20 protein-coding genes are annotated in these 21149 nt (G+C 72.7%); 8 read left to right on the top strand and 12 right to left on the bottom strand.

Translation table 11 applies throughout. The features are described 5' to 3' along the window. The first annotated feature begins 215 nt into the window (after positions 1-215). Positions 216-1139 carry a C40 family peptidase gene (locus ACFYOU_RS18810; protein ID WP_389768509.1) on the top strand — a complete coding sequence of 308 codons (924 nt, stop codon included), beginning with the start codon at positions 216-218 and terminating at the stop codon, positions 1137-1139. A gap of 185 nt (positions 1140-1324) precedes the next feature. Here ACFYOU_RS18810 and ACFYOU_RS18805 read toward each other — a convergent pair whose 3' ends face one another. Further along, the gene (locus ACFYOU_RS18805) at positions 1325-2608 is read right to left on the bottom strand and encodes a geranylgeranyl reductase family protein (protein ID WP_385494982.1); all 1284 of its coding nucleotides are present in this window, start codon (positions 2606-2608) and stop codon (positions 1325-1327) included. A gap of 100 nt (positions 2609-2708) precedes the next feature. On the opposite strand from ACFYOU_RS18805, the gene ACFYOU_RS18800 reads away from it, so the two are divergent. Then, complete coding sequence (locus tag ACFYOU_RS18800; protein WP_389768514.1) at positions 2709-3257, top strand: GNAT family N-acetyltransferase; 549 nt, start codon at positions 2709-2711, stop codon at positions 3255-3257. Positions 3258-3415: 158 nt separating this feature from the next. Beyond that, positions 3416-3736 carry a PASTA domain-containing protein gene (locus tag ACFYOU_RS18795; RefSeq protein ID WP_389768516.1) on the top strand — a complete coding sequence of 107 codons (321 nt, stop codon included), beginning with the start codon at positions 3416-3418 and terminating at the stop codon, positions 3734-3736. Between the two features lie 402 nt (positions 3737-4138). Here ACFYOU_RS18795 and ACFYOU_RS18790 read toward each other — a convergent pair whose 3' ends face one another. The 5 genes from ACFYOU_RS18790 to ACFYOU_RS18770 form a co-directional block, all read right to left on the bottom strand. Then, positions 4139-5878: a zinc ribbon domain-containing protein gene (locus tag ACFYOU_RS18790; RefSeq protein ID WP_391306929.1), complete on the bottom strand. Its 1740-nt coding sequence runs from the start codon at positions 5876-5878 to the stop codon at positions 4139-4141. 184 nt (positions 5879-6062) lie between these two features. Beyond that, entirely contained in the window at positions 6063-6758 is a 696-nt protein-coding gene (locus ACFYOU_RS18785) for a demethylmenaquinone methyltransferase (protein ID WP_391306927.1), read from the bottom strand. A gap of 45 nt (positions 6759-6803) precedes the next feature. Continuing rightward, positions 6804-7271 carry a hypothetical protein gene (locus ACFYOU_RS18780; protein WP_391306925.1) on the bottom strand — a complete coding sequence of 156 codons (468 nt, stop codon included), beginning with the start codon at positions 7269-7271 and terminating at the stop codon, positions 6804-6806. Positions 7272-7278: 7 nt separating this feature from the next. Further along, positions 7279-8478, bottom strand: coding sequence for a cyclic dehypoxanthinyl futalosine synthase (mqnC, locus tag ACFYOU_RS18775; protein ID WP_391306923.1), 1200 nt, complete (start codon positions 8476-8478; stop codon positions 7279-7281). Between the two features lie 81 nt (positions 8479-8559). Next, positions 8560-9297, bottom strand: coding sequence for a prepilin peptidase (locus ACFYOU_RS18770; protein ID WP_391306921.1), 738 nt, complete (start codon positions 9295-9297; stop codon positions 8560-8562). A 232-nt stretch (positions 9298-9529) separates the two neighbouring features. Between ACFYOU_RS18770 and ACFYOU_RS18765 the strand changes: the two genes are divergently transcribed. Next, a complete protein-coding gene (locus ACFYOU_RS18765) occupies positions 9530-10243 on the top strand; it encodes a hypothetical protein (RefSeq protein WP_391306919.1) in 714 nt (237 codons plus the stop codon). 21 nt (positions 10244-10264) lie between these two features. Here the strand turns inward: ACFYOU_RS18765 and ACFYOU_RS18760 are convergent, their stop codons facing one another. Then, positions 10265-11929 carry a protein kinase gene (locus ACFYOU_RS18760; RefSeq protein ID WP_391306917.1) on the bottom strand — a complete coding sequence of 555 codons (1665 nt, stop codon included), beginning with the start codon at positions 11927-11929 and terminating at the stop codon, positions 10265-10267. A 649-nt stretch (positions 11930-12578) separates the two neighbouring features. Continuing rightward, positions 12579-13454 carry an MqnA/MqnD/SBP family protein gene (locus tag ACFYOU_RS18755; protein ID WP_391307237.1) on the bottom strand — a complete coding sequence of 292 codons (876 nt, stop codon included), beginning with the start codon at positions 13452-13454 and terminating at the stop codon, positions 12579-12581. Positions 13455-14007: 553 nt separating this feature from the next. Between ACFYOU_RS18755 and ACFYOU_RS18750 the strand changes: the two genes are divergently transcribed. Then, complete coding sequence (locus ACFYOU_RS18750) at positions 14008-14211, top strand: cold-shock protein (protein ID WP_385494970.1); 204 nt, start codon at positions 14008-14010, stop codon at positions 14209-14211. 159 nt (positions 14212-14370) lie between these two features. On the opposite strand, the gene ACFYOU_RS18745 is transcribed toward ACFYOU_RS18750, so the two are convergent. Continuing rightward, the gene (locus tag ACFYOU_RS18745; protein ID WP_391306915.1) at positions 14371-15960 is read right to left on the bottom strand and encodes an alpha/beta fold hydrolase; all 1590 of its coding nucleotides are present in this window, start codon (positions 15958-15960) and stop codon (positions 14371-14373) included. Positions 15961-16240: 280 nt separating this feature from the next. Further along, entirely contained in the window at positions 16241-16819 is a 579-nt protein-coding gene (locus ACFYOU_RS18740; protein WP_391306913.1) for a hypothetical protein, read from the bottom strand. Positions 16820-16946: 127 nt separating this feature from the next. On the opposite strand from ACFYOU_RS18740, the gene ACFYOU_RS18735 reads away from it, so the two are divergent. From ACFYOU_RS18735 to ACFYOU_RS18725, 3 genes are read left to right on the top strand one after another with little or no spacing between them, the layout of a single operon-like run. Next, positions 16947-17855: a helix-turn-helix domain-containing protein gene (locus ACFYOU_RS18735; RefSeq protein ID WP_391306912.1), complete on the top strand. Its 909-nt coding sequence runs from the start codon at positions 16947-16949 to the stop codon at positions 17853-17855. Further along, complete coding sequence (locus tag ACFYOU_RS18730) at positions 17852-18511, top strand: short chain dehydrogenase (protein ID WP_389768547.1); 660 nt, start codon at positions 17852-17854, stop codon at positions 18509-18511. The genes ACFYOU_RS18735 and ACFYOU_RS18730 overlap by 4 nt, the downstream gene beginning before the upstream one ends. Then, on the top strand, positions 18508-19029 hold the full coding sequence (locus ACFYOU_RS18725) for a precorrin-3B C(17)-methyltransferase (RefSeq protein ID WP_391306909.1): 522 nt from the start codon (positions 18508-18510) through the stop codon (positions 19027-19029). Before ACFYOU_RS18730 ends, ACFYOU_RS18725 begins: the two co-directional genes overlap by 4 nt. Before the next feature lie 292 nt (positions 19030-19321). Here the strand turns inward: ACFYOU_RS18725 and ACFYOU_RS18720 are convergent, their stop codons facing one another. Together ACFYOU_RS18720 and ACFYOU_RS18715 are read right to left on the bottom strand one after the other, a co-directional pair. Next, positions 19322-20674, bottom strand: a complete 1353-nt coding sequence (locus tag ACFYOU_RS18720) for a cation:dicarboxylate symporter family transporter (protein ID WP_391306908.1) — start codon at positions 20672-20674, stop codon at positions 19322-19324. 177 nt (positions 20675-20851) lie between these two features. Then, positions 20852-21001: a hypothetical protein gene (locus tag ACFYOU_RS18715; protein WP_391307260.1), complete on the bottom strand. Its 150-nt coding sequence runs from the start codon at positions 20999-21001 to the stop codon at positions 20852-20854. Positions 21002-21149: the final 148 nt, after the last annotated feature.

Here is a 21149-nt window from a genome sequence, read left to right as displayed (position 1 = left end):
CGGGCTTGGCCATCCTCCGTAACCAGTGGTAAGCGCAGGGCAATTCGGACGTAAACAAGAAACCGTGTGATCACAGGCATGATCACCAACGCCCGCATTGTCCGTTACGGCGTCAATAAAGGTCGACACGCCCGGGATTCAGGGCAGCCCCGGCGCAACTGTGGCGCAGGCCACGTTTCTTGAAGGTAACGGTGACCCCCTGATAGCGGTGGAGCATGTCCCACACCGCTCACATACCCAGCCACCGGAAGCCCCGCCGCGGCAACGCCACGAAGCTGCGCGCCGGAGTGGCCGGTGGCGTGCTCAGCACCCTCGCGGTGGCCGGTTCGGCCGGATCGGCGTCCGCCGCCGAGCCCGTGACCGAGACCATCGAACTCCCCACGCTCTCCTCCGACCTGTCCGTGCAGGTCGCCCGTTCGGCGAGCGCCACCCAGCTCACCGCCGCGACCTACGAGCTCCAGGCACAGCAGGAGCAGGTCGAGGCCGAGCGCGACGCGGCCACCGAGAAGGCCGCCAAGCAGGCGAAGAAGGACCGCGACGAGGCCGTCCGCAAGGCGGAGGCGAAGAAGGCCGAGGAGCGCGCCGCCGCCGAGGCCGAGCGCAAGGCCGAGGAGCGCGCCTCCCGCACCTCCGACGAGCGCACCGCGCTCGCCACCGCTTCGGCCCCCGCCGCCGGCGGCTCGTCCGGTTCCTCCGACTCGGGCAACTCCTCCGGCTCCGGCTCCGCCGGCTCGGGCAACTCGTCCTCCAGCGGCAACCAGCAGGGCGCCGCCACCCCGTCCAGCGGCAATCTGAACGCCGTCATCGCCTTCCTCAAGGCGCAGGTGGGCGACGCCTACGTCATGGGTGCCACGGGCCCCAGCTCCTGGGACTGCTCGGGCCTCGTCCAGGCCGCCTTCAAGCAGGCCAACATCAACCTGCCGCGCACCTCGCAGCAGCAGTCGACGGCCGGCACCCAGGTCGGCACGTCGAACCTCCAGGTCGGCGACATCCTCTACTGGGGCGGTGCCGGCTCGGCGTACCACACGGGCGTCTACATCGGTAACGGCCAGTACCTGGACGCCGCGAACCCCGCGAAGGGCGTCGTCATCCAGGACCTGTCGGGCTACCCCGCCGACGGTGCCGTCCGGGTGCTCTGAGCGCCCCGCACCTCCCGCACCACGTCGAAGGCCGTCGCTCTCCCCCGGGTGACGGCCTTCGTGTTCCGCGGGTGCGCTGGGGTTGCCCGCGCAGTTCCCCGCGCCCCCTTCGGGCCCGTCCCGGCGGGCGTGCGCTGCTCGGGAGGAGAGCCCCTTCAGGGGCGCGGGTGGTCGCCCACGCACGCTCAGGCGCGGGGGGTGACCTTGGTGAGGCCGTTGATGATGCGGTCCATCGCATCGCCCCCCGTGGGGTCGGTGAGGTTGGCGAGCATCTTGAGGGTGAAGCGCATCAGCACCGGATGCGTCAGACCGCGCTCGCTCGCGAGCTTCATGATCTTCGGGTTCCCGATCAGCTTCACGAAGGCGCGACCGAGGTTGTAGTAGCCGCCGTACGTGTCCTTGAGGACCTTCGGGTACCGCTGGAGCGCGAGTTCGCGTTGCGCGGGCGTCGTACGGGCGTTGGCCTGGACGATGACCTCGGCCGCGATCTGCCCGGACTCCATGGCGTACGCGATGCCCTCGCCGTTGAACGGGTTGACCAGCCCGCCCGCGTCACCGACGAGCAGCAACCCCCGCGTGTAGTGGGGTTGGCGGTTGAACGCCATCGGCAGCGCGGCGCCCCGGATCGGGGTCGTCATGTTCTCCTCGGTGTAGCCCCACTCCTCGGGCATCGAGGCGCACCACGCCTTCAGCACCTCGCGCCAGTCGAGCTCCTTGAACGAGGCGGTGGTGTTGAGGACGCCGAGACCGACGTTGGACGTGCCGTCGCCCATGCCGAAGACCCAGCCGTAGCCCGGCAGCAGCTTGTCCACCGGGCCGCGCCGGTCCCACAGCTCCAGCCAGGACTCCAGGTAGTCGTCGTCGTGGCGGGGCGAGGTGAAGTAGGTGCGCACGGCGACGCCCATCGGACGGTCCTCGCGCCGGTGCAGCCCCATCGCCAGCGACAGCCGGGTGGAGTTGCCGTCCGCGGCGACCACGACCGGGGCGTGGAAGGTGACGGGCGTCTTCTCGTCACCGAGCTTGGCCTCGACACCGGTGATCCGGCCGGTGCGGGGGTCGGTGACGGGTGCACCGACGTTGCAGCGTTCGTAGAGCCGGGCGCCCGCCTTCTGGGCCTGCTGGGCGAGTTGTTCGTCGAAGTCGTCGCGTTTGCGGACCAGTCCGTAGTCCGGGAAGCTGGCGAGTTCCGGCCAATCCAGCTGGAGCCGGGTGCCGCCGCTGATGATCCGCAGACCCTTGTTGCGCAGCCACCCCGCCTCCTCGGAGATGTCGATGCCCATCGCGACGAGCTGTTTGGTGGCGCGCGGGGTGAGGCCGTCGCCGCAGACCTTCTCCCGCGGGAAGGCGGTCTTCTCCAGCAGCAGTACGTCCAGGCCCGCCTTGGCCAGGTAGTACGCGGTCGTCGAGCCGGCCGGTCCGGCCCCGACGACGATCACATCTGCGCGGTGTTCGGAGAGCGGCTCGGTCACGGCGGGTTCTCCCCAGGGACGTGGATTTCTACGTGCCGTCCGGCACGGGACACGTGCAGTCTATGAGGCGGAACTGACCAGCCAGCCGAAGGGCCGCCCAGTGAGTCAACCCGTACGCCCCGCCGTCCCGTCCGTCGCGCCGTCCGCCGTGTCGCTCCCCGCGGTGCGGCTGCGGGTGCCCACCCACGAGGACGCCCACCACTGGCACCGGGTGTTCGACGACCCGGAGGTGATGCACTTCCTCGGCGGGACGTCGGCGGAACCGTCCGCGTACGAGGAGTTGACCGCCAGGCAACGGCGTCACCACGCGGAACTCGGCTTCTGTCTCTGGACGGTGACCGGTGACGGTGGCGGTGAGGTGCTGGGGTTCGCCGGCGCGCAGCCCTGGCCGCGGGACTGGGGGCCGGTGGGCGAGATGGAGATCGGCTGGCGGCTGGGGCGCGCGCACTGGGGGCGCGGGTACGCGACCGCGGCGGCGCTCGCCGGGCTCGACGCGGTGCGCGGCGCCGGGGTGCGGCACGTGGTGGCGATGGTGGACTCCGAGAACGCCCGCTCGCTCGCGGTGACCGAACGGCTGGGCATGGAGCGGGCGGAGGAGTTCGCCACCCCGGGCGGACGGCTGGCGTACTGCTTCCGGCTCGACCTGTAGGGCCCGGCGCCCGCGGGGCGTGTGCACGGTGCCGGGGGCGCGCCCTGATGAGCGCGCTCCCGTGGGACGGGCATCACGCTCCGCGTACGCGGGGTCGCGGCGCTTCCGGGCGGGCCGGTGTCGGAGCTACCCTTTTCGGTACCACTGGGGGTGAGTTTGTGCGCTTTGCACCCAGAACACATGACGTACGGGTCCCTCGGCTCGTCGGTCTGATGGCCGTGGACGCGAAGGCTGCCGCGCAGGCGCACGGAGTGCTGCTCACCGCGCCCGACCGGCCCGATCTGCAGCATGCCGTCGTCGACTACGTGGTGCGGCAGTACCCCGCGGCCGGGGTCGAGGTGCCGCGGGGCGCCACGGTCACCGTCTGGTTCGACCTGGGGCCCGGGGAGGGGGACGGCGGCTCCGGGGTGCGGGAGCCTCGGCGGCCCGGGCCCGAGCCGGACGGGGTGGGCCGGGAGCGGTCGCCCTGCGGGACGTAGGCTCCGCGGTGGGTTGCGTTTGACGCGTACGGTGCGGTGCGGTGCGCGGTGCCCCCGATCTGGTGCGTCCCGGTGCTCGTGCGCGGTTCAGTCCGCGTGCGCTGGGCGGATGCGCAGTTCCCCGCGCCCCCATCCGGTGCGACCCGCCCGAACTCCGCTGCCCTGCACAGGTGCGCTGTGGTCTCGCGCAGTTCCCCGCGCCCCCGATCCGGTGCGCTCCGCTGGGCGCGCGGGCCCTGACGGGGCGCCTTGCGATGCTGCTGGGCCGGCAGGCGTGCCCCGATAGGGGCGCGGGGAACTGCGCGAAATGCACAGCGCACCCGATCAGGGGCAGCGCACCCGAGCCGGACCGCGCACGCGGGGAACTGCGCGAACGGCCGGCCCGCAGCCGAACACGTACCGCTACCGCTGAGGTGCCCGCACCGTCGGAGGGGAAACCATCCGGACCAGCAACGCACCCACCAGGATGCCGCCGGCGACCCACAGGAGCCCGAAGAGCAGGGCGTCCCCCACCTGAGTACCGATCTCCGTGCCCCCGAAGGACCCGTAGCCGCCGTCGGGACCCTGCTGCTCCATCCCGTAGCTGCCGATCGCCACCAGGACCAGGAGCAGCCCCAGGAACAGCGCGCCCGCCAGCACCCGGTCCGCGGTCCCCGGGTGACGACGGGCCGCGAGGACGCCCAGGAACACCGCGCACACCGCGCCCGCCGTGAGCGAACCGGCGACCGCCCACCCACCGACCGCATCGCCGAGTTCGGAGAGGCCGAAGGTCTCGCGCTCCCGTCCCCCGCCGCTGCCGGCCTCCACCCCGGTGGCGGCGCCCCAGGAGAAACCGAGCCCGGACACCGCGAAGTTCAGCAGCAGGAGCAGGGCGACGGTGTACGAGGAGTAGTCGCCGCCCAGCGAACCGCCGTCCTCGAACTCGTCGTGTTGCAGGTAGACGACGAGCAGGATCACGGCGCACAGGCCCAGTGCGAAGCCCATCGCCCGCAGGGCGGTGCCGAACGCCTGGGTGAACCGCAGCAGGCCCGGCCGGGCGGCGAGCCAGCCGGCGTGTTCGTCACGGCCGAGGACGACCGCCGACAGCACCGCGCTCAGCAGCAGCGCGCCCGGGACCGCCCACAGCGCCCCGGACATCTCGACGTCCTTGATGGAGGGCCGGGCGAACAGGGCCAGCACCAGCACCCCGCCGGCGACGAGCACGCTGACCCGCACGGCCGCTTCGAGCCCGGAGGTGGCGCCCCGGGTCCACGGCGTGGCCGCCGCCCAGGGGTCCGCCGGGGCGCCGGGCGCCGGGAAGCCGAGGGCGGACCGTTGCCGGGTCCGGGTGCGCAGGGCCCGCAGTCCGCCGTAGAGGGCGAGCAGCCACAGGGCCGTGACGGTGAGCGGGACCAGCGATATCTCGACCTTCTCGCCGTCCGTGCCGTCCGTGCCGCCGAGCGCCGAGGAGTCCGATCCGTACGTGTCCCCGTAATCGTCGCCGTATTCGTCCCCGTACTCGTCGCCCTCCGATCGGGACTCCTGGAACGTGACGTCCCCGCCCACCGACTGGAGCACCATGCCGAGGCTGACCTGGAAGCGGTCGCCGAAGCCCACGGCGTCCGGGTCGGACGTGTCCTGACCGTAGGTGGGCGCGGCGAGCGCGAAGGTGACCGCCACCAGGAGCACCAGCGGCCACACGGCGGCCTGGAGCGCCCCGCCCCAGTCTCCGCCGAAGGCCCGCCGCAGGAACGGGCCCGCGCTGGACGGCGGGGCCGGGGGCGGCGGCAGTACGTGACCGGGCGGGTGGGCGGTGAACCCCGGTGCGGCCGGGGGGACCTGTCCGACGGGAGGCGGCGGCGGTGCGCTGGAGGCGATGAGTTCGGGCTCCCCGACGGCCCCGCCGGGAGCCGGCGGGGGCGGGACGGGTACGGGCGGCGTGGGTGAGGGTGGGGCGCCGGGCGGCGCGGGCGGGACCTTCGCCGTCGACACCTGGCCGGTGGGCACCTGGCCGGTGGGCGGGCCGGTCGGCACGGGCGGGGCCTGGGGCGCCGGTGGCGCCGTCGGGGGGTCGGGCACGAGCGGGCGTTCCCGCCCGCAGCTCATGCAGAAGCGACCCTCTTCGGGAGCGGGTGTTCCGCAGTACGGGCAGTACGACGCCATCAGGGCACGCTCCGTCGTCCGGGACCGGGAGTGAGACACCCGCTACGGGGCGCGATCACGTAGTCAACGGACACATCTTCGGTGCCACCGGTTCCCGTCATCCAGACATCTGCGCAAGGAAGTTGGGCCGATTCGACCGGGAGTGGACGGCCCCGTACCGCAACGGGGTGCGAGCGACGGGGGCTCAGCCCTGCTTGAAGCCCCGGTGCAGGGTCACGATCCCGCCCGACAGGTTCCGCCAGGCGACCCGCGACCAACCCGTGTCCTGCAGCATCGCGGCCAACCGGGGCTGGTCCGGCCAGTCGCGGATGGACTCGGCGAGGTACACGTACGCCTCGGGGTTCGAGGACACCGCGCGGGCCACCGGCGGCAGGGCGCGCATCAGGTACTCGCTGTAGGCGGTGCGCAGCGGGGCCCAGGTGGGGTGGGAGAACTCGCAGATGACGACGCGTCCGCCGGGCCGGGTGACGCGCAGCATCTCGCGCAGGGCCCGCTCGGTGCCGTGGACGTTGCGCAGCCCGAAGGAGATGGTGACCGCGTCGAAGGTGTCGTCCTTGAACGGCAGTCGGGTCGCGTCGCCCGCCGTGAGCGGCAGCCAGGGGTTGCGCCGCTTGCCGACCTTGAGCATGCCGAGGGAGAAGTCGCAGGGCACGACGTAGGCGCCGGCGCGGACGAACGGGAGGGAGGAGGTGGCGGTTCCGGCGGCCAGGTCCAGGACCTTCTGCGCGGGCCGGGCGTCCACCGCCTTGGCGACCTCGCGGCGCCAGATCCGGTCCTGTCCGAGGGACAGCACGTCATTGGTGAGGTCGTAGCGTTCCGCGACGTCGTCGAACATCGAAGCGACGTCGTGCGGCTGCTTGTCCAGGGATGCGCGGGTCACCCCCCCATTGTCGCAGCCCCCCGCCGCCCGCCCGGGACGGGGGCGCTATCGGCGGCGGTGCACGATGCGGCCGGCGCAGACCGTGACGAGGCATTCGCCCGGGGCGCCCCCGAGCGGGTCGCCGTCGAAGGCGGCGAGGTCCGCGCGGGCCGACTCGGCGAGCGCCAACGGCCGTCCGTCGGGGCGGACGAGGACCCCGGCCCGCTCGGCCGCGGACCGCAGGGCCGGATCGGTGAGGTGGCCGGCCACCACGGCGACGCCGCCCGTGGTGAGCACCGCGTGCACCCGCTCCCGGGGCGAGGGCGCCCCGGGCAGTGCGCCGTCGTGCACCCGCCCCGGACCGAGCACCCCGGGCCAGGACCGCACCCGGGCGGTGGGGAACCGCTCCCGCAGGACGTCGAGCGCGCCGATCGCGGCGATCCGGTCCCCGCGTACGGCGACCGCGCCGTGCGGCACGGACGGGCCGCCGTCCCAGTCGAGGACCAGTTCCCGGCCGGTGTGGAGGGTCAGCACCGGCGGGTCAGTTGCTGCTGAGGAGCTTGAGTTCGGGGTGCGCGGTGCCCCCGGCGATGGCGGTCGAGGAGATGTGCGACTGCACCCGCTCGTCCACCGGGTCGTTCGCCGGGTCGTCGTGCACCACCAGGTGCTCGTACGTGGTGGCCCGCTGCGCGGGGACCCGCCCGGCCTTGCGGATCAGGTCGATGATCTCCAGCCGGTTGGACCGGTGCTTGGCCCCGGCCGAGGAGACGACGTTCTCCTCCAGCATGATCGACCCGAGGTCGTCCGCGCCGTAGTGCAGGGAGAGTTGGCCGACCTCCTTGCCGGTGGTCAGCCAGGAGCCCTGGATGTGCGCGACGTTGTCGAAGAAGAGCCGGGCGATCGCGATCATGCGCAGGTACTCGAAGAGGGTGGCCTGCGTACGGCCCTTGAGGTGGTTGTTCTCCGGCTGGTACGTGTACGGGATGAAGGCGCGGAAGCCGCCCGTGCGGTCCTGTACGTCCCGGATCATCCGCAGGTGCTCGATGCGCTCGGCGTTGGTCTCGCCGGTCCCCATGAGCATGGTGGACGTGGACTCGACGCCCAGGCCGTGCGCCGTCTCCATGATCTCCAGCCAGCGCTCGCCGCTCTCCTTGAGCGGGGCGATGGCCTTGCGCGGGCGGGCCGGCAGCAGCTCCGCGCCGGCCCCGGCGAACGAGTCCAGCCCGGCCGCGTGGATGCGGGTGACGGCCTCCTCCACGGAGACCTTGGAGATCCGCGCCATGTGCTCGACCTCGGAGGCGCCGAGGGAGTGGATGACGAGCTGCGGGAACGCCCCCTTGATCGCGGCGAAGTGCTCCTCGTAGTACTCGACGCCGTAGTCGGGGTGGTGGCCGCCCTGGAACATGATCTGGGTGCCGCCGAGTTCGACGGTCTCCGCGCAGCGGCGCAGGATGTCGTCGAGCTCGCGCGTCCAGCCCTTCTTCTTGTCCTTGGGGGCCGCGTAGAAGGCGCAGAACTTGCACGCCGTCACGCACACGTTGGTGTAGTTGATGTTCCGCTCGATGATGTACGTCGCGATGTGCTCGGTCCCCGCGTACCGCAGCCGGCGGACGGCGTCGGCGGCGGAGCCCAGGGCGTGCAGCGGCGCGTCCCGGTACAGGTCGAGGGCTTCCTCGGGCGTGATCCGGCCACCCGCGGCGGCACGGTCGAGGATGGGCTGGAGGCCGGCCTTCTCGGTCACCGGGCGGTCCCTTTCGGCAGGGGTTGGTCGGTCCGATCCAGCGTACGTCAGCGGGGTGCGGCTCCCGGGAACGGGCCGCCGTCAGGCCCCGTACCCGCCGAGCAGGACGCCGACGAGGGCCCCGCCGAGCAGGAACGGCCCGAAGGGGATGGCCGTGCGCCGGGTCGCGCGCCGCCGCACCACCAGCACCGCCCCGTACAGCGCGGCGAACAGGAACCCGGCGAAGGTGCCGACGAGGACGGCGCCCCAGCCGTACCAGCCGAGGGCGGCGCCGAGCGACAGGGCGAGCTTCACGTCGCCAAAGCCCATGCCGTCGGGGTTCACCAGGAACAGGACGAGGTATCCGGCGCCCAGCACCAGCGCACCGAGCAGGGCGCCCGGCCAACTGCCCCCGTGGCCGGGGAGCAGGGCGGCGGCGCCCAGGAGCACCGGCGCGGCGGCGGCGAGCGGCAGGGTCAGCACGTCGGGCAGCCGCTTCACCGCCAGGTCCACGAGGGCGAGCAGCACCGCCGGCGGCACCAGCAGCAGCCAAACGGCGACTTCCGGCCGTACTCCGGTGGTGCCCGCGAGCAGCGCGCAGACGACCGCCGTCACCCCTGCGACCAGCGGCGTCCCGGGGCCCAGGCGGCCCTCGGCGCAGCGCGCCGGGCCCAGCCAGCCGCGCACCCCGCGGGGCAGCGGGCGCCCGTGCGGGTCGTGCGCGCGCCAGGGTTCGCCGGGCTCCACCGACAGGCGGTACGCCACCCGGGGGAGCAACGCACCGGCGGCGAGCCCCCACAGCGCCGCCACCACCGTCACGACCGCCCCGCCCGTACCCATGCCGCCCCCGCTCCCCCGGCGGTCGGCCCGCTGCCCACCGCTCGCGGGGTCCACCCTGGCCACCCCGGCGCCCGCCTGGATACCGTTTCCGCGTCCCGGGACGGACGTTGGCCGAAATCACACCGTCAGGGGAAGGGCGCAACCGTGGGCCCGGTTCCCGTCGTCACCGCACGGGAGACCCCGACCCGCGGGTGGGGGGCCTCTCCGGGGGCACGCAGCGAGGAGACGACACATGCGCACGGTCACGACGGGGTCCGGCGGCGGGCTCCGGGGCCCCGGGTGGACGGCACGGTCCGCCGCGGCGTTCGGGCTGGCGACGACCCTGCTGCTCACAGGCTGCGCAGGCGGGTCGAAGGACGGGGCGACGCAGCGGGCCGCCCCCACGCCCACGCTCAGCGCCTCCGTCGCGCCGCTCGAAACCGGCAGCGCCCTGCCCCGCACCGAACGCCCCGACGTCACCCTCCCCCGTGACCTCACGGAGCGGTACGAGACCTGGGTGACCCACGACTCCGAGCGGGACCTGCTGCTGGGCGACGCCGGTCTGGCGCGGGGCGCGGTGCTGGACGCGCTGGTCAGCGGCGAGACCACCACGGGGGCGGTGGAGTTCTTCTTCACCGGGAAGGCCCTGTCGACCGTCCGCGCGCACACCCGCGACGGCGTCGCCTCCGGCTCCCGGCCCACGGGCTTCGTCCGTTACTTCAAGCCGGACCTCGACCTCCCCGACGGTCTGCTGGACCTTCCGGACCGGCCCCGCGCGGCCCTGTCCTTCTGCGCCGACGAATCGAGGCTGTCCCCCAAGAACCGGGTGACCGGCAAGGTCGGCCCGGCCCCGCGCGGGGCGGACGCCCACGTGCTCTACGAGACCCGGCTACGGCTGAGCGAGCGGGGCGTGTGGCAGACCTTCGAGCTCACCACGGAGCGCGGCGCCGCGGAGTGCGCCCCGTAACCCGAGGACCTTCCCCGCAGCTCAGGAGACCTTCCTCAGTCGGGCCGTGGGGTTGCCCGCCCGTGCGTTGTCGGACTCGTAGCGCAAGCCCTCCTCGGTCGGCACCAACCGGACCTCGTGGGCCCCGGTCGTGCACTGGTACGGGTTCGACTCCAGGGGACGGCCGGTGGCGACGAGGCGCTTCGCGTCGGCGCTGCGCAACACCAGGACGTTCTCGCAGACCCCTTCGATCGGGTCGACCTGCCGGAACGTCCCGACCGTGGCGCCCTTCGCGGCCTGCCGGACGGTGACGGTGAAGGTGCCCATCGGCAGGGTGTCGGACAGGGCGAAGCCCTCGCCCTCCCAGGTGCCGAGGTACCGCTCGGGCACGGCCGGTCGTTTGGCGTCGGAGGAGCCCGGCGCACGGTCACCCGAACTGCCCCCGCCGAGCAGGTCGAACCAGAACGTCGAGCCCACCGAGACGGCGGCCAGGGCGCCCACCACGACCAGGGCGATCGTGCAGCTCACCCGGCGACGGCGGCCGCGGACGTCCGCCGTGCGTTCGGCGCTCGCCTCGACGGAGATCCGGCCGGGCGGCGCGGTGTCGATCGGGGCCTCGGCGGGGACGGCGGCCGGCGCCGGGGGGACGGCCGCGGGCGGGAAGGGCGGCGGCGGCCCCACCCGACCACCGCCGGGCAGGGTCGTGCCGGGGCCGCCCACGGACGGGCTGGTGAAGGGGACCGGGCCGGTGGGGCCGGCGGCGGGTGCCGGGGGTTCCCGGTGCGGGACCGCGTCCAGGTCCAGCAGGCCCACCGCCACCCGGCTCACCTCGGCCACCAGCGCCGTCGGCAGCCAGCCGGCGGCCACCAGCGGGGCGGTGCCCCCGGGCGCCAGTCGCCGCACCAGTTCCGCGGCGTCCGGCCGGTCGTCGGGGTCCTTCGCCAGACAGGCGGCCACGACCTCGCGCAGTTCCCCGGTGACCCCCGTCAGCTCCGGCTCCTCGTGGACGACCCGGTAGAGCAGCGAGGCCGAGGAGTCCCCGGGGAACGGGGACGCACCGCTCGCGGCGAAGGCCAGGACCGCGCCGAGCGAGAAGACGTCCGCCGCGCCCGTGACGTCCCCGCCGAGGATCTGCTCGGGCGCCATGTAGCCGGGTGAGCCGATGGAGACGCCGGTGGAGGTGAGGGTGGTGGTGCCGTCGGTCGCCCGGGCGATGCCGAAGTCGATCAGCCGCGGACCGTCGAGGGTGAGGAGCACGTTCGAGGGCTTCACGTCGCGGTGGACGAGCCGCAGCCCGTGCACCCGGACCAAGGCTTCGGCGAGCCCCGCACCGAGGGTGCGGACCGTGTGCGCGGGAAGCGGTACGGGCCCGTCCGGGCCGCCGACCGCGCGGGCCAGCGAGGGGCCCGCGACGTAACCGGTCGCCACCCAGGGCACCGCGGCGGTCGGGTCGGCGTCCAGGACGGGGGCCGTCCAGGCACCGCCGACCCGCTGGGCGGCGGCCACCTCACGGCGGAACCGGGCCCGGAACTCCTCGTCGCGAGCGAAGTGCGGGTGCACGACCTTGACGGCGACCGTCCGGCCGCCGGCGCTGCGCCCGAGGTAGACCCGGCCCATCCCGCCGGAGCCGAGGCGGCCGACCAGGCGGTAGGGGCCGATGGCGGTCGGTTCGTCGACGTCGAGTGGTTGTACGGTGCCCGGCTGCACGACGTCGGCCTCCCCCAGAAGCACATGGCTGTGCGCAGCAGCGTAGCCCCGCGCGGTACGGGGGCGGTGCGGGGCCGTCGGGTCGGCGTCCGGGCGGATACGGATTCGACCCGTGCCGCGGGAGTCCCCCCGGGCCCGGACGCCCCCTCAGTCGCCGTTCAGGGAAAACCCGTTGCCGGGGACGTTCCCGTTCGTCCCGCAAATGCCCCCGTAATTGACGCCGGACATGATTGGCGCGTCGAACGGGACCGTCCCGTTCCGCGCGGAGCGGGGACCGTGCCCGGTTGCGTCCCCCCGGGCCCGGGGTCGGAAGGCCCGCCGGGGGTTAGGGAAATGCACGGTGACGCCCCGGGGAATTCCAGGACGCCGTCAGCACGCTTTGACGCCGCTAAAGCGATTCACGCGGAATGCGCACGACCAGCGCACGACCAGCGCGCGGAAACCCGGTACCGCGCGGTTCCGTCGTGTTCCGTCGTGTTCCGTTCCGTCGTGCTCCGTTCCGTTGCGTTCCGTTCCGACCCGTTCGGGTTCGTTGCGCGGCGTTCGGGTCCGGTGCACGGCGTTCGGGTGCGGTGCTCGGCGTTCGGCTGCGGTGCAGGGTGCCGGCTTCCGGCGGGAGGGGGCGGTGGCCCGGCCGGACGCGGTCCGCTCACGACGGGAGGAGTCGCACCCGGACGTCCGCCGGGAAGCCGGTCGTCGGGCCCACCCGACGGGCGAACTCGGAGACGGCGGCCAGCTGCGGAGCGGCAAAACGGAAGTCGAGCGTCCGGAAGTACCGTTCCAGTACCTCCGTGTCGAACGTCTCCCACCGCGCGGCCTGTTCGGCCACCTTGGTGACCTCCTCCAACGACAGGTCACGGGAGGCGAGGAACGCCTCGTGCACCTGGCGCACCACCTCGGGCTCCCGCTCCAGGTAGTCACGACGGGCCGCCCACACGGCGAACACGAAGGGCAGCCCCGTCCACTCCTTCCACAACTCACCCAGGTCGTGCACCTGGAGCCCGAGCCGGGGCGCGTAGTGCAGGTTCGCCCGCAGGGCCGCGTCCCCGATCAGGACCGCCGCGTCCGCCTCCTGCATCATCAGGCCCAGGTCCGGCGGGCAGGTGTAGTAGTCGGGGCGCACTCCGAAGCGCTCGGCCAGCAGGAGTTGCGCCAGGCGCACGGAGGTCCGCGAGGTGGAACCCAGGGCGACCCGGGCCCCGTCCAGCCGGTCCAGCGGCACTTGGGAGACGATCACGCAGGACATGACCGGGCCGTCGCAGCCCACCGCGATGTCGGGGAAGGCGACCAGGTCGTCCGCGTGCTTCAGGAACTCCACGAGGGTGATGGGCCCGATGTCCAGCCGGCCCTCCACGAGGTGCTCGCTCAGCTGTTCGGGGGTGTCCTTCATCAGTTCGAGGTCGAGGAGCGTTCCGGTCCGCGCGAGCCCCCAGTACAGGGGTACGCAGTTCAGGAACTGGATGTGCCCGACACGGGGCCGGGTACGGCCGGCGGCCGAGGGCGCGGTGGCGTCCTGGACCGGCAGGGGTGCCGCGGGAGAATTGTCCACATCGCGAGGCTAGCCCGCGGGGGCGCGCGGCGGGCGCAGGGGGGCGCCCGTCACGGTGCGCCGGAGGGCGTTCCGGACGGTGTTCCGGACGGCGGGACGGGAGTGCGCCGAGGGCGAGCCGGGGGTGCCGGCCGGGCCTCGCGAGCCGGCGGCAAGGGGCAACGGGTTATGCCCCGTCGCCTTGCCGGCTATTGACTCCGACAGGACCCCGACAACACCCCGACAAGACCCCCGGCAGGGTCTGCGGAGGGCTTCGACAGGGGCTCCGACGTCACCTCGGCGCGGCTCCGACACGACACCCCCGCGTCAAGGCCAACGGCCCGACTCAAACATCCGGGTGACGTGATCTTGACCTCTATCGCTTTCCCGGGGCTCCGTGCTAAGCTCAACGCAAGTTGCAGTTTGGTTTCCCTTGCAGTACAGAGCCTGCGGAGCATGTAACCCGCAGGCTTTTGTCGTTTTCAGACTTTTGCAGTTGTTACAACAGCAGGTTCTGGAGCAGGGCAACCCTTTGGCCCAAGGAGGGCTTATGGCTACCGGAACCGTGAAGTGGTTCAACGCCGAAAAGGGCTTTGGTTTCATCGCCCAGGAAGGCGGGGGCCCCGATGTCTTCGTCCACTACTCCGCGATCAACGCGGCCGGGTTCCGCTCCCTTGAGGAGAACCAGGCCGTGAGCTTCGACGTCACGCAGGGCCCGAAGGGCCCGCAGGCGGAGAACGTCACCCCGCTGTAGCGGGACTCCCGAGGTCACTCGGGGACCGATCCGGAACGGATAGCAGTACCCAAGGAGCCCCGCTCCCTCCGCGCCTGCCGCGGCGGGAGGCGGGGCTCCTGCCTGTTCACCCGGACCCGGTCCAGCAGTGTCCAGGAGTGTTCAGGAGTGGGGCCGCGTTCAGGAGCCGGGCAACAGGGCGGGGTCCACCGGGTCGGCGGGGCAGGAACGCCCCGAAGCGGGCAGGTCCCCCTCCAGGAAGAACGCGTCCACCACCCGCTTCACGCACTTGGACGAGAGGTAACCGCCGTGGCCCTCGCCCCGGTTGTCCAGGACGACGGCCGAGTCACCGAGGCGGCGGGCGGTCTCGACGGTCCACCGGTAGGGCGTCGCGGGGTCCCCGCGCGTGCCCACCAGCAGGAACTTCGGCGTCGGAACGTCATGGATCGAGCGGACGAAGTCACTGCCCGGCGGGTAGCCCGTGCACAACAGGACCTGACTCAGCTGGGCGGGACCGAAGACGGGCGAGGCGGCGGTGTAGTCGGCGAGCAGCCGTTCGTACGCCGGACCGGACAACTCGGCGGCGGTCGGCCGGTCGGGGTCGTCCGCGCAGTTGACTGCGGTCAGCGCGGCCGATCCGTTGTCCAGGGGCACGGCGGGCACCTCCCTGCCCCGGGGGTGGGGGGCGCCGGTGACCGGGACCGGCATGGAGGTCGCCAGCAGCGGGATCGGGTCGTCGTCCTCGATCAGCGAGGTCAGGGCGAGGGACAGCGCCGGCCAATTGGACTGGCTGTACAGCGTGGCCGACAGCGCGGAGACCAGTGTGTCGACCGTGAACAGCGAACCGTCGTAGAGGGTGATCGGCTCGGCCGTGACGCGCTCGACCAGTCGGGTGACGGCGAGCTTGGCGTCCCGGGCGTTGGTCCCCAGCGGACAGTCACTGCGGGTGGCGCACCAGGTGGCGAAGTCGTCCAGCGCCCGCTGCCGCCCCTCCGCGGTCACCAGGCCCTGTTCGACCAGCGGCTCGGTGAGGGTGTCGACGCCGTCGAGGACCATCCGGCCGACGCGGTGCGGGAACTCGGCGGCGTACGCGGCACCGAGCCGGGTCCCGTAGGAGAAGCCCAGGTAGTTGAGGCGGTCGTCCCCGAGGGCGTGCCGGATGACGTCCAGGTCACGGGCCGTGTTGATGGTCCCCACGTACGGCAGTACGGGGCCCGAGGCGCGGCGGCACTCCTCGTAGTGGGCGTCCGCCTGCTCGGCGAAGGCGTCCGGGTCCGCGCCGGTGAAGACGGGCGGGGCGCTGTCGCCGCAGCTCACGGGGGAGCTCCGGCCGACGCCGCGCGGATCGAAGGTGACCACGTCGTACGCGTCGGTGAACTCGTTGAAGGTCCTGCCGAAGCCGGCGAGGGTGACGATGCCGGGGTCGCCCGGGCCGCCGAAGTTCAGCAGCAGCGAGCCTTCGGGGTCGTCGGTGGCGGCCGTGATGCGGGCCAGGGCGATGCGCAGGGTGCCCTGGTCCGGGGCGGCGTAGTCGAGGGGGACGGTGACCTCCGCGCAGGTCATGTCCTCCGGGTTCTGCGGTAGGTCCTCGCAGGGGTGCCAGGTGACGCGTTGCTCGTAGAACGGGCGCAGGTCCGGCTGCTCGGCCTGCTCTGCTCGGCCCGGCCGGTCGGCTCGGTCGGGGCTGGCCGGCTGCGCCGGGGCGGTCACCGTGAGTAGCGTCGCGACCAGGGCTGCGGAACGTATCCGTAGCGTGCGCTTCGCGCCCATCGCGCCCTCCAGTGGGGGGGGGGAAGGTGCACTCACCTCACCATAGGAGCGGTGGGGTGACCCCGCGCTACGAAGTCCCGTACGGTGCGCTGCGCACAGTGCTGTGCGGGTGCGCCGGGGTGCTCGCGCAGTTCCCCGCGCCCCTGAACAATCCGCTGAACGCCCCGACCGCCAGGTCACCCGACAGGGGGCGCCCCGACAGGGGCGCGGGGAACTGCGCGATCCCACAGCGCACCCCGCAGGACCACGCACGCGCAGCGGAACGTACCGACGGCCGGGCTCAGGGGGCGAACACCTGGAGGAAGTCCCGTTCGACGGGGCGCAGGGCCGCGACCAGGGCGTCGAGCGGGTAGGAGCCGACGAAACGGCACCGGGTCGCGGTGACGAGCAGCACGGCGAGCGGCCGGTCACCGTGCAGGGGCAGGTCGGGGTAGACGTCGCCGCCCCAGTACATGACCGGCGCCGCGACGCCAGCGTGCGCGAACCGCCCCGCACCGGCCAGCATCAGCAGCGCGGTATGCGTACCGGTCTCCTCCCCGTAGTAGTCGTACAGGTAGACCTCCAGCGCCTCGTCACGGTGACGGAGCAGCACGGCTCCCCGGTCGGCGGCCCGGGAGGCGAGCAACTGCCGGGGGGTCTTGGCCCGGTCCGCGCGGATCTCGGCGAGCGCCGCCGGGTAGTGGACGGCGGTCCCGGTCAGGTCCCAGTCCGGTGCGTCGCCGTCGCAGGCCCAGCCCGCGTACATCGCGGACGGGTTCTCGATGACGTCGAGCTCCGGCAGGGGCGTGTCCCACCACTCGTCGAAGCCGGCCCGGGACATCGGTATCCGGGCCGCGATCATGAACGAACGAGCACCCATCGGGCGCCTCCTCAGGGCAAGGGCGGCGTCAACGGCCCCGCGCGACGGCCGCGTCCGCCGGGCGTTCCGCGGAGGGTATCCCTGTTCGGGGCAGGAGGATTCCCGGGATCCGCGCGACGATGGGCCCGTGGTCACCACAGGAGCGAACGACCTCGGCGGATTCCTGCGCAGCAGGCGCGAACGTCTGACGCCGGAGGCGGCGGGCATACGACCGGGCCTCAGCCATCGGCGCGTACCGGGACTGCGCAGGGAGGAACTGGCCGAGCTCGCCGGAGTCAGCACCGGCTACTACACCCGGCTCGAACAGGGGGCCAGCAGCAGCGCTTCGCCCGCGGTCGTCGACGCGCTGGCCGCGGCGTTACGACTGGACCCCTCCGAACACGAACACCTGCGCGTCCTCGCCGCCCCGAGACGACCGACCCGGTCCCGGGCGCACCGGAGCAGGCTGCGGCCGTCGGTGCGCGACCTGCTGGCCGCCGTCCCCACAGCGGCGGCGATCGTGATCGACCACCGCGCCGACGTCCTGGCGTGGAACCGTCTCGGTCACGCCCTGCTGGCCGGTCACGTCGACGTCGACGCCCCGGACGCACGCATCCGGCCGAACATCGCGCGCATGCTGTTCCTCGATCCGCACCACCGCGCGCTGTACCGCGACTGGGCCGACAAGGCGCAGGTCACGGTCGCGGCCCTGCACCAAGCGGTCGCCCGGCACCGGGCCGACGCCGGGCTCGAACGCCTCGTGGGCGGACTCGTCGCCGAGAGCCCGGAGTTCGCCCGGATGTGGGCGAAGCGTCCCGTCCGCACCTGCTCGTCCTCCGTGCGCGCACTCGACCATCCCGTCGTCGGACGGGTGACCCTGTCGAACGAGACGGTCACCCTGCCCGACGACGACCAGCAGCTCGGGCTGTTCTACGCCCGCCCCGACACCCCCGACGCCGATGCCCTCGTCCTCCTGGCGCAGAGCATCGACCCGGCACCGAGCATCGACCGACGGTCCGCGTCGGACGCCCCGTCTCAGCAGGAGGACGCACGATGAAGATCGTCACAGTGGGCGGCGCCGGCACCATCGGGCGCCGGCTGGTGCCCGCGCTGCGGGCCCGGGGCCACGAGGTCGTCGTGGCCGGACGCACCTCGGGCGACGTCCACGTCGACCTGACCTCGCACGGGACCATCGAGGCCATGTACCGCGAGGTCGGGGCGGTCGACGCGGTCGTGAGCATCGCGGCGCACGGCGAACTCGACGACTTCCGGACGCTGACGCGGGACGCGCTGTACGCGAACATGCGCGCCAAGTTCTTCGGCCAGGCCGATCTGGTCCTCACCGGTCAGCACCACGTCGCCGACCGCGCCTCCTTCACCCTGACGTCCGGCATCTTCGCCGACCAGCCGTGGCCGCACGTCACCGGAGGCGGCGTCATCAGCGGCTCCCTGCACGGCTTCGTCCTGTCGGCCGCGATCGAGTTGCCGCGGGACCTGCGGATCAACGTGGTCAGCCCGACGCTGATCGGCGACTCCGTCGACCACTTCGGCGCGCACTTCCCGGGCATGCGACCGGTGCCGATGGACGAGTTGGTCGAGCATTACGTGACCTGCGTCGAAGGCGACGGCACCGGTCTGATCATCCGCGCGTACGGCCCTGATTCCGCGAAGGCCCACGAAGGGGGCGCGCACCTGGGATCGTCGGGAGGATGACACGGATACGCCCGCGGCTGACCACCGCAGTCCCGTCCCTCGCCCTGCTCGCCGTCACGGCGGCCGGCTGCGGCCTCCCGAACGCGGACCCCGACTCCGCCGCTCCCCCGTCGGCGCCCCCGCCGTCCGTCACGGACCAGCCGTCCGTCACGGACCAATGGACCGAGCGGGTCGCGGAGAACCACGCGTACCGCAAGCAGGCGTCGATCACCGCCGAGCAGCAGCGGGAAGCAAAGCCCAGGGCCGAGGCGTTGGCCACGGCCCTGCGGAAACTCGCGGACTCCGACAGCACCACCGAAGCGGCCCTGCGCACCGCGACCGCCCGGGCGCTCGGCTTGCGGCCCGAGCAGGTCGAGTCGGTGGGCGACCGGTTCACCCCGCTGCGCACGGCGCTGGTGGGCGGCGGCGAGGGCCGCGTGTGCGTCAACGGCACGGTCCACGCCACCGGCAAGGTGGATACGGAGGTCGTCGGCCGCACCGCGGACGGCACCTGCATCCCCGGCCTGGGCAAGTACTGACCCCCGACCGGCTGACCGCCCCGAAAGGGGCGCGGGGAACTGCGCGAATCGCACCGCGCACCCGCACCGCACCACGCACCCCACCGGAACGCCCCCGAAAGGTGCGCGGGGAACTGCGCACCGCCACCGCGCACCGCGCAGAGCAGCGCACCCCCACCCGGACGCACCCGCAGGGGCAGCGCACCGCAGGAGCATCGCACCCGCAGGCCCGTGCCGAAACGCCCGTGGGGCCCACCGAGAACGGCGAGCCCCACGGGCGTGAGCGGCACCCCGGGAACCCGGGGGTCAGAGGTCAAGCAGTGGCGGGAGCCGGGCCCCGGTCCTGCGGGACGGGAGCAACAGCGTCCGCCTCGTCGATCGGCGAGGCCGACGCGTTGTCGTACGCGTCGTGGTCGAGGATCTTCTCGCGGGCCGAGACGATCACCGGAACCAGCGCCTGACCGGCGACGTTCGTGGCGGTACGGATCATGTCGACGATCGGGTCGATCGCGAGGAGCAGGCCGACGCCCTCGATCGGCAGGCCCAGCGTCGACAGGGTCAGCGTCAGCATGACCGTGGCGCCGGTGAGACCGGCCGTGGCCGCGGAGCCGACCACCGAGACGAAGGCGATCAGGATGTAGTCACCGAGGTTGAGGTCGACCTTGAAGATCTCCGCGACGAAGATCGCGGCGATGGCCGGGTAGATCGCGGCGCAGCCGTCCATCTTGGTCGTGGCACCGAACGGCACGGCGAAGGACGCGTACTCCTTCGGGACGCCCAGGCGCTCGGTGACGCGCTGGGTCAGCGGCATCGTGCCCACGGAGGAGCGGGAGACGAAGGCGAGCTGGATCGCGGGCCAGGCGCCCTTGAAGAACTGGAGCGGGTTGACCTTGGCGACGACCGCCAGCAGCGTCGGGTACACGCCGAAGAGCACCAGGAGGCAGCCGACGTACACGGCGGCGGTGAAGACGGCGTAGTCGCCGATCAGGTCCCAGCCGTAGGTGGCGATGGCGTAGCCGATGAGGCCGACGGTGCCGAGCGGGGCGAGCTTGATGACCCACCACAGGGCCTTCTGGAGGAGTTCGAGGACGGCCTCGCTGAGGCTGAGGATCGGCTTGGCGCGGTCACCGATCTTCAGCGCGGCGATACCGGCGACGGCGGCCAGGAAGACGATCTGGAGGACGTTCAGCTCGGTGAACGGCGTGATCACGTCGGTCGGGACGATGCCGGTGAGGAAGTCGATCCAGGAGCCGGTGTTCTTCGGCTCGCCGCCGTCCTTGGGGGTCAGGCCGGTGCCCGAGCCCGGGTTGGTCACCAGGCCGATGACCAGGCCGATCGCCACCGCGATCAGCGAGGTGATCATGAACCAGAGGAGTGTGCGGGAGGCCAGTCGCGCGGCGTTGTTGACCTTCCGGAGGTTGGTGATCGACACCAGGATGGCGAAGAACACCAGCGGGCCCACGGCGAGCTTCAGCAGCCCGACGAAGATGTCACCGATCTTCTCCAGCGTGGTCTGCAGCCACGAGATGTCGAAGTGTCGGGACAGCCAGCCCAGGGCCACACCGAGTACGAGACCGATGAGTATCTGGGCCCAGAAGGGCACCGGGAACTGCCGCTTGGCCGGTGTCACCGGCTGTGACGGCGTGTTCGTGGCGGGGACGGACACGAGGACACTCCCTTGGGGGGTGATGGGGGTCGGGGGGTGGTGCTGGCGGCGCGGCGCTGCCCTGGGGAACGGGTGCCCGGGGGTTGCGGGCAGGGGCGGGAAGCACCACCGGATCGGCCGGCGGTCGCGCACGGGGGTCCGGACGGGCCAGGGAACGGGGCGGGTCCGGCGGGGAACTCAGAAGCGGCGACAGGCCGCGCGGGGGTGACGACAGGCCGCGGAGAGACAGCGGCACAGGTCCACGTGCAGGCGCGCCACGAGCGGGACGCCCGTGGTGGTCATGGGCGACGGACCCATGACGGAGCGGCGCGCGGCGGTGGACTTCATGCCGCACACGTTAACACTTGTACTTTCAGGTCCTCAAAGCCCCACTTTGACCTCAGTGCCGGGCCCCGCACTCTCGGTTCCATGCCCTGATGGTCCCCAACAGCCCCCGCACGCACACCACATGAAACAGGCCGACTCCTCGTCACGG

This window comes from Streptomyces sp. NPDC005955 (assembly GCF_042871255.1).
Lineage (GTDB): Bacteria > Actinomycetota > Actinomycetes > Streptomycetales > Streptomycetaceae > Streptomyces.
This window is presented reverse-complemented; position numbering and strand designations above follow the sequence as displayed.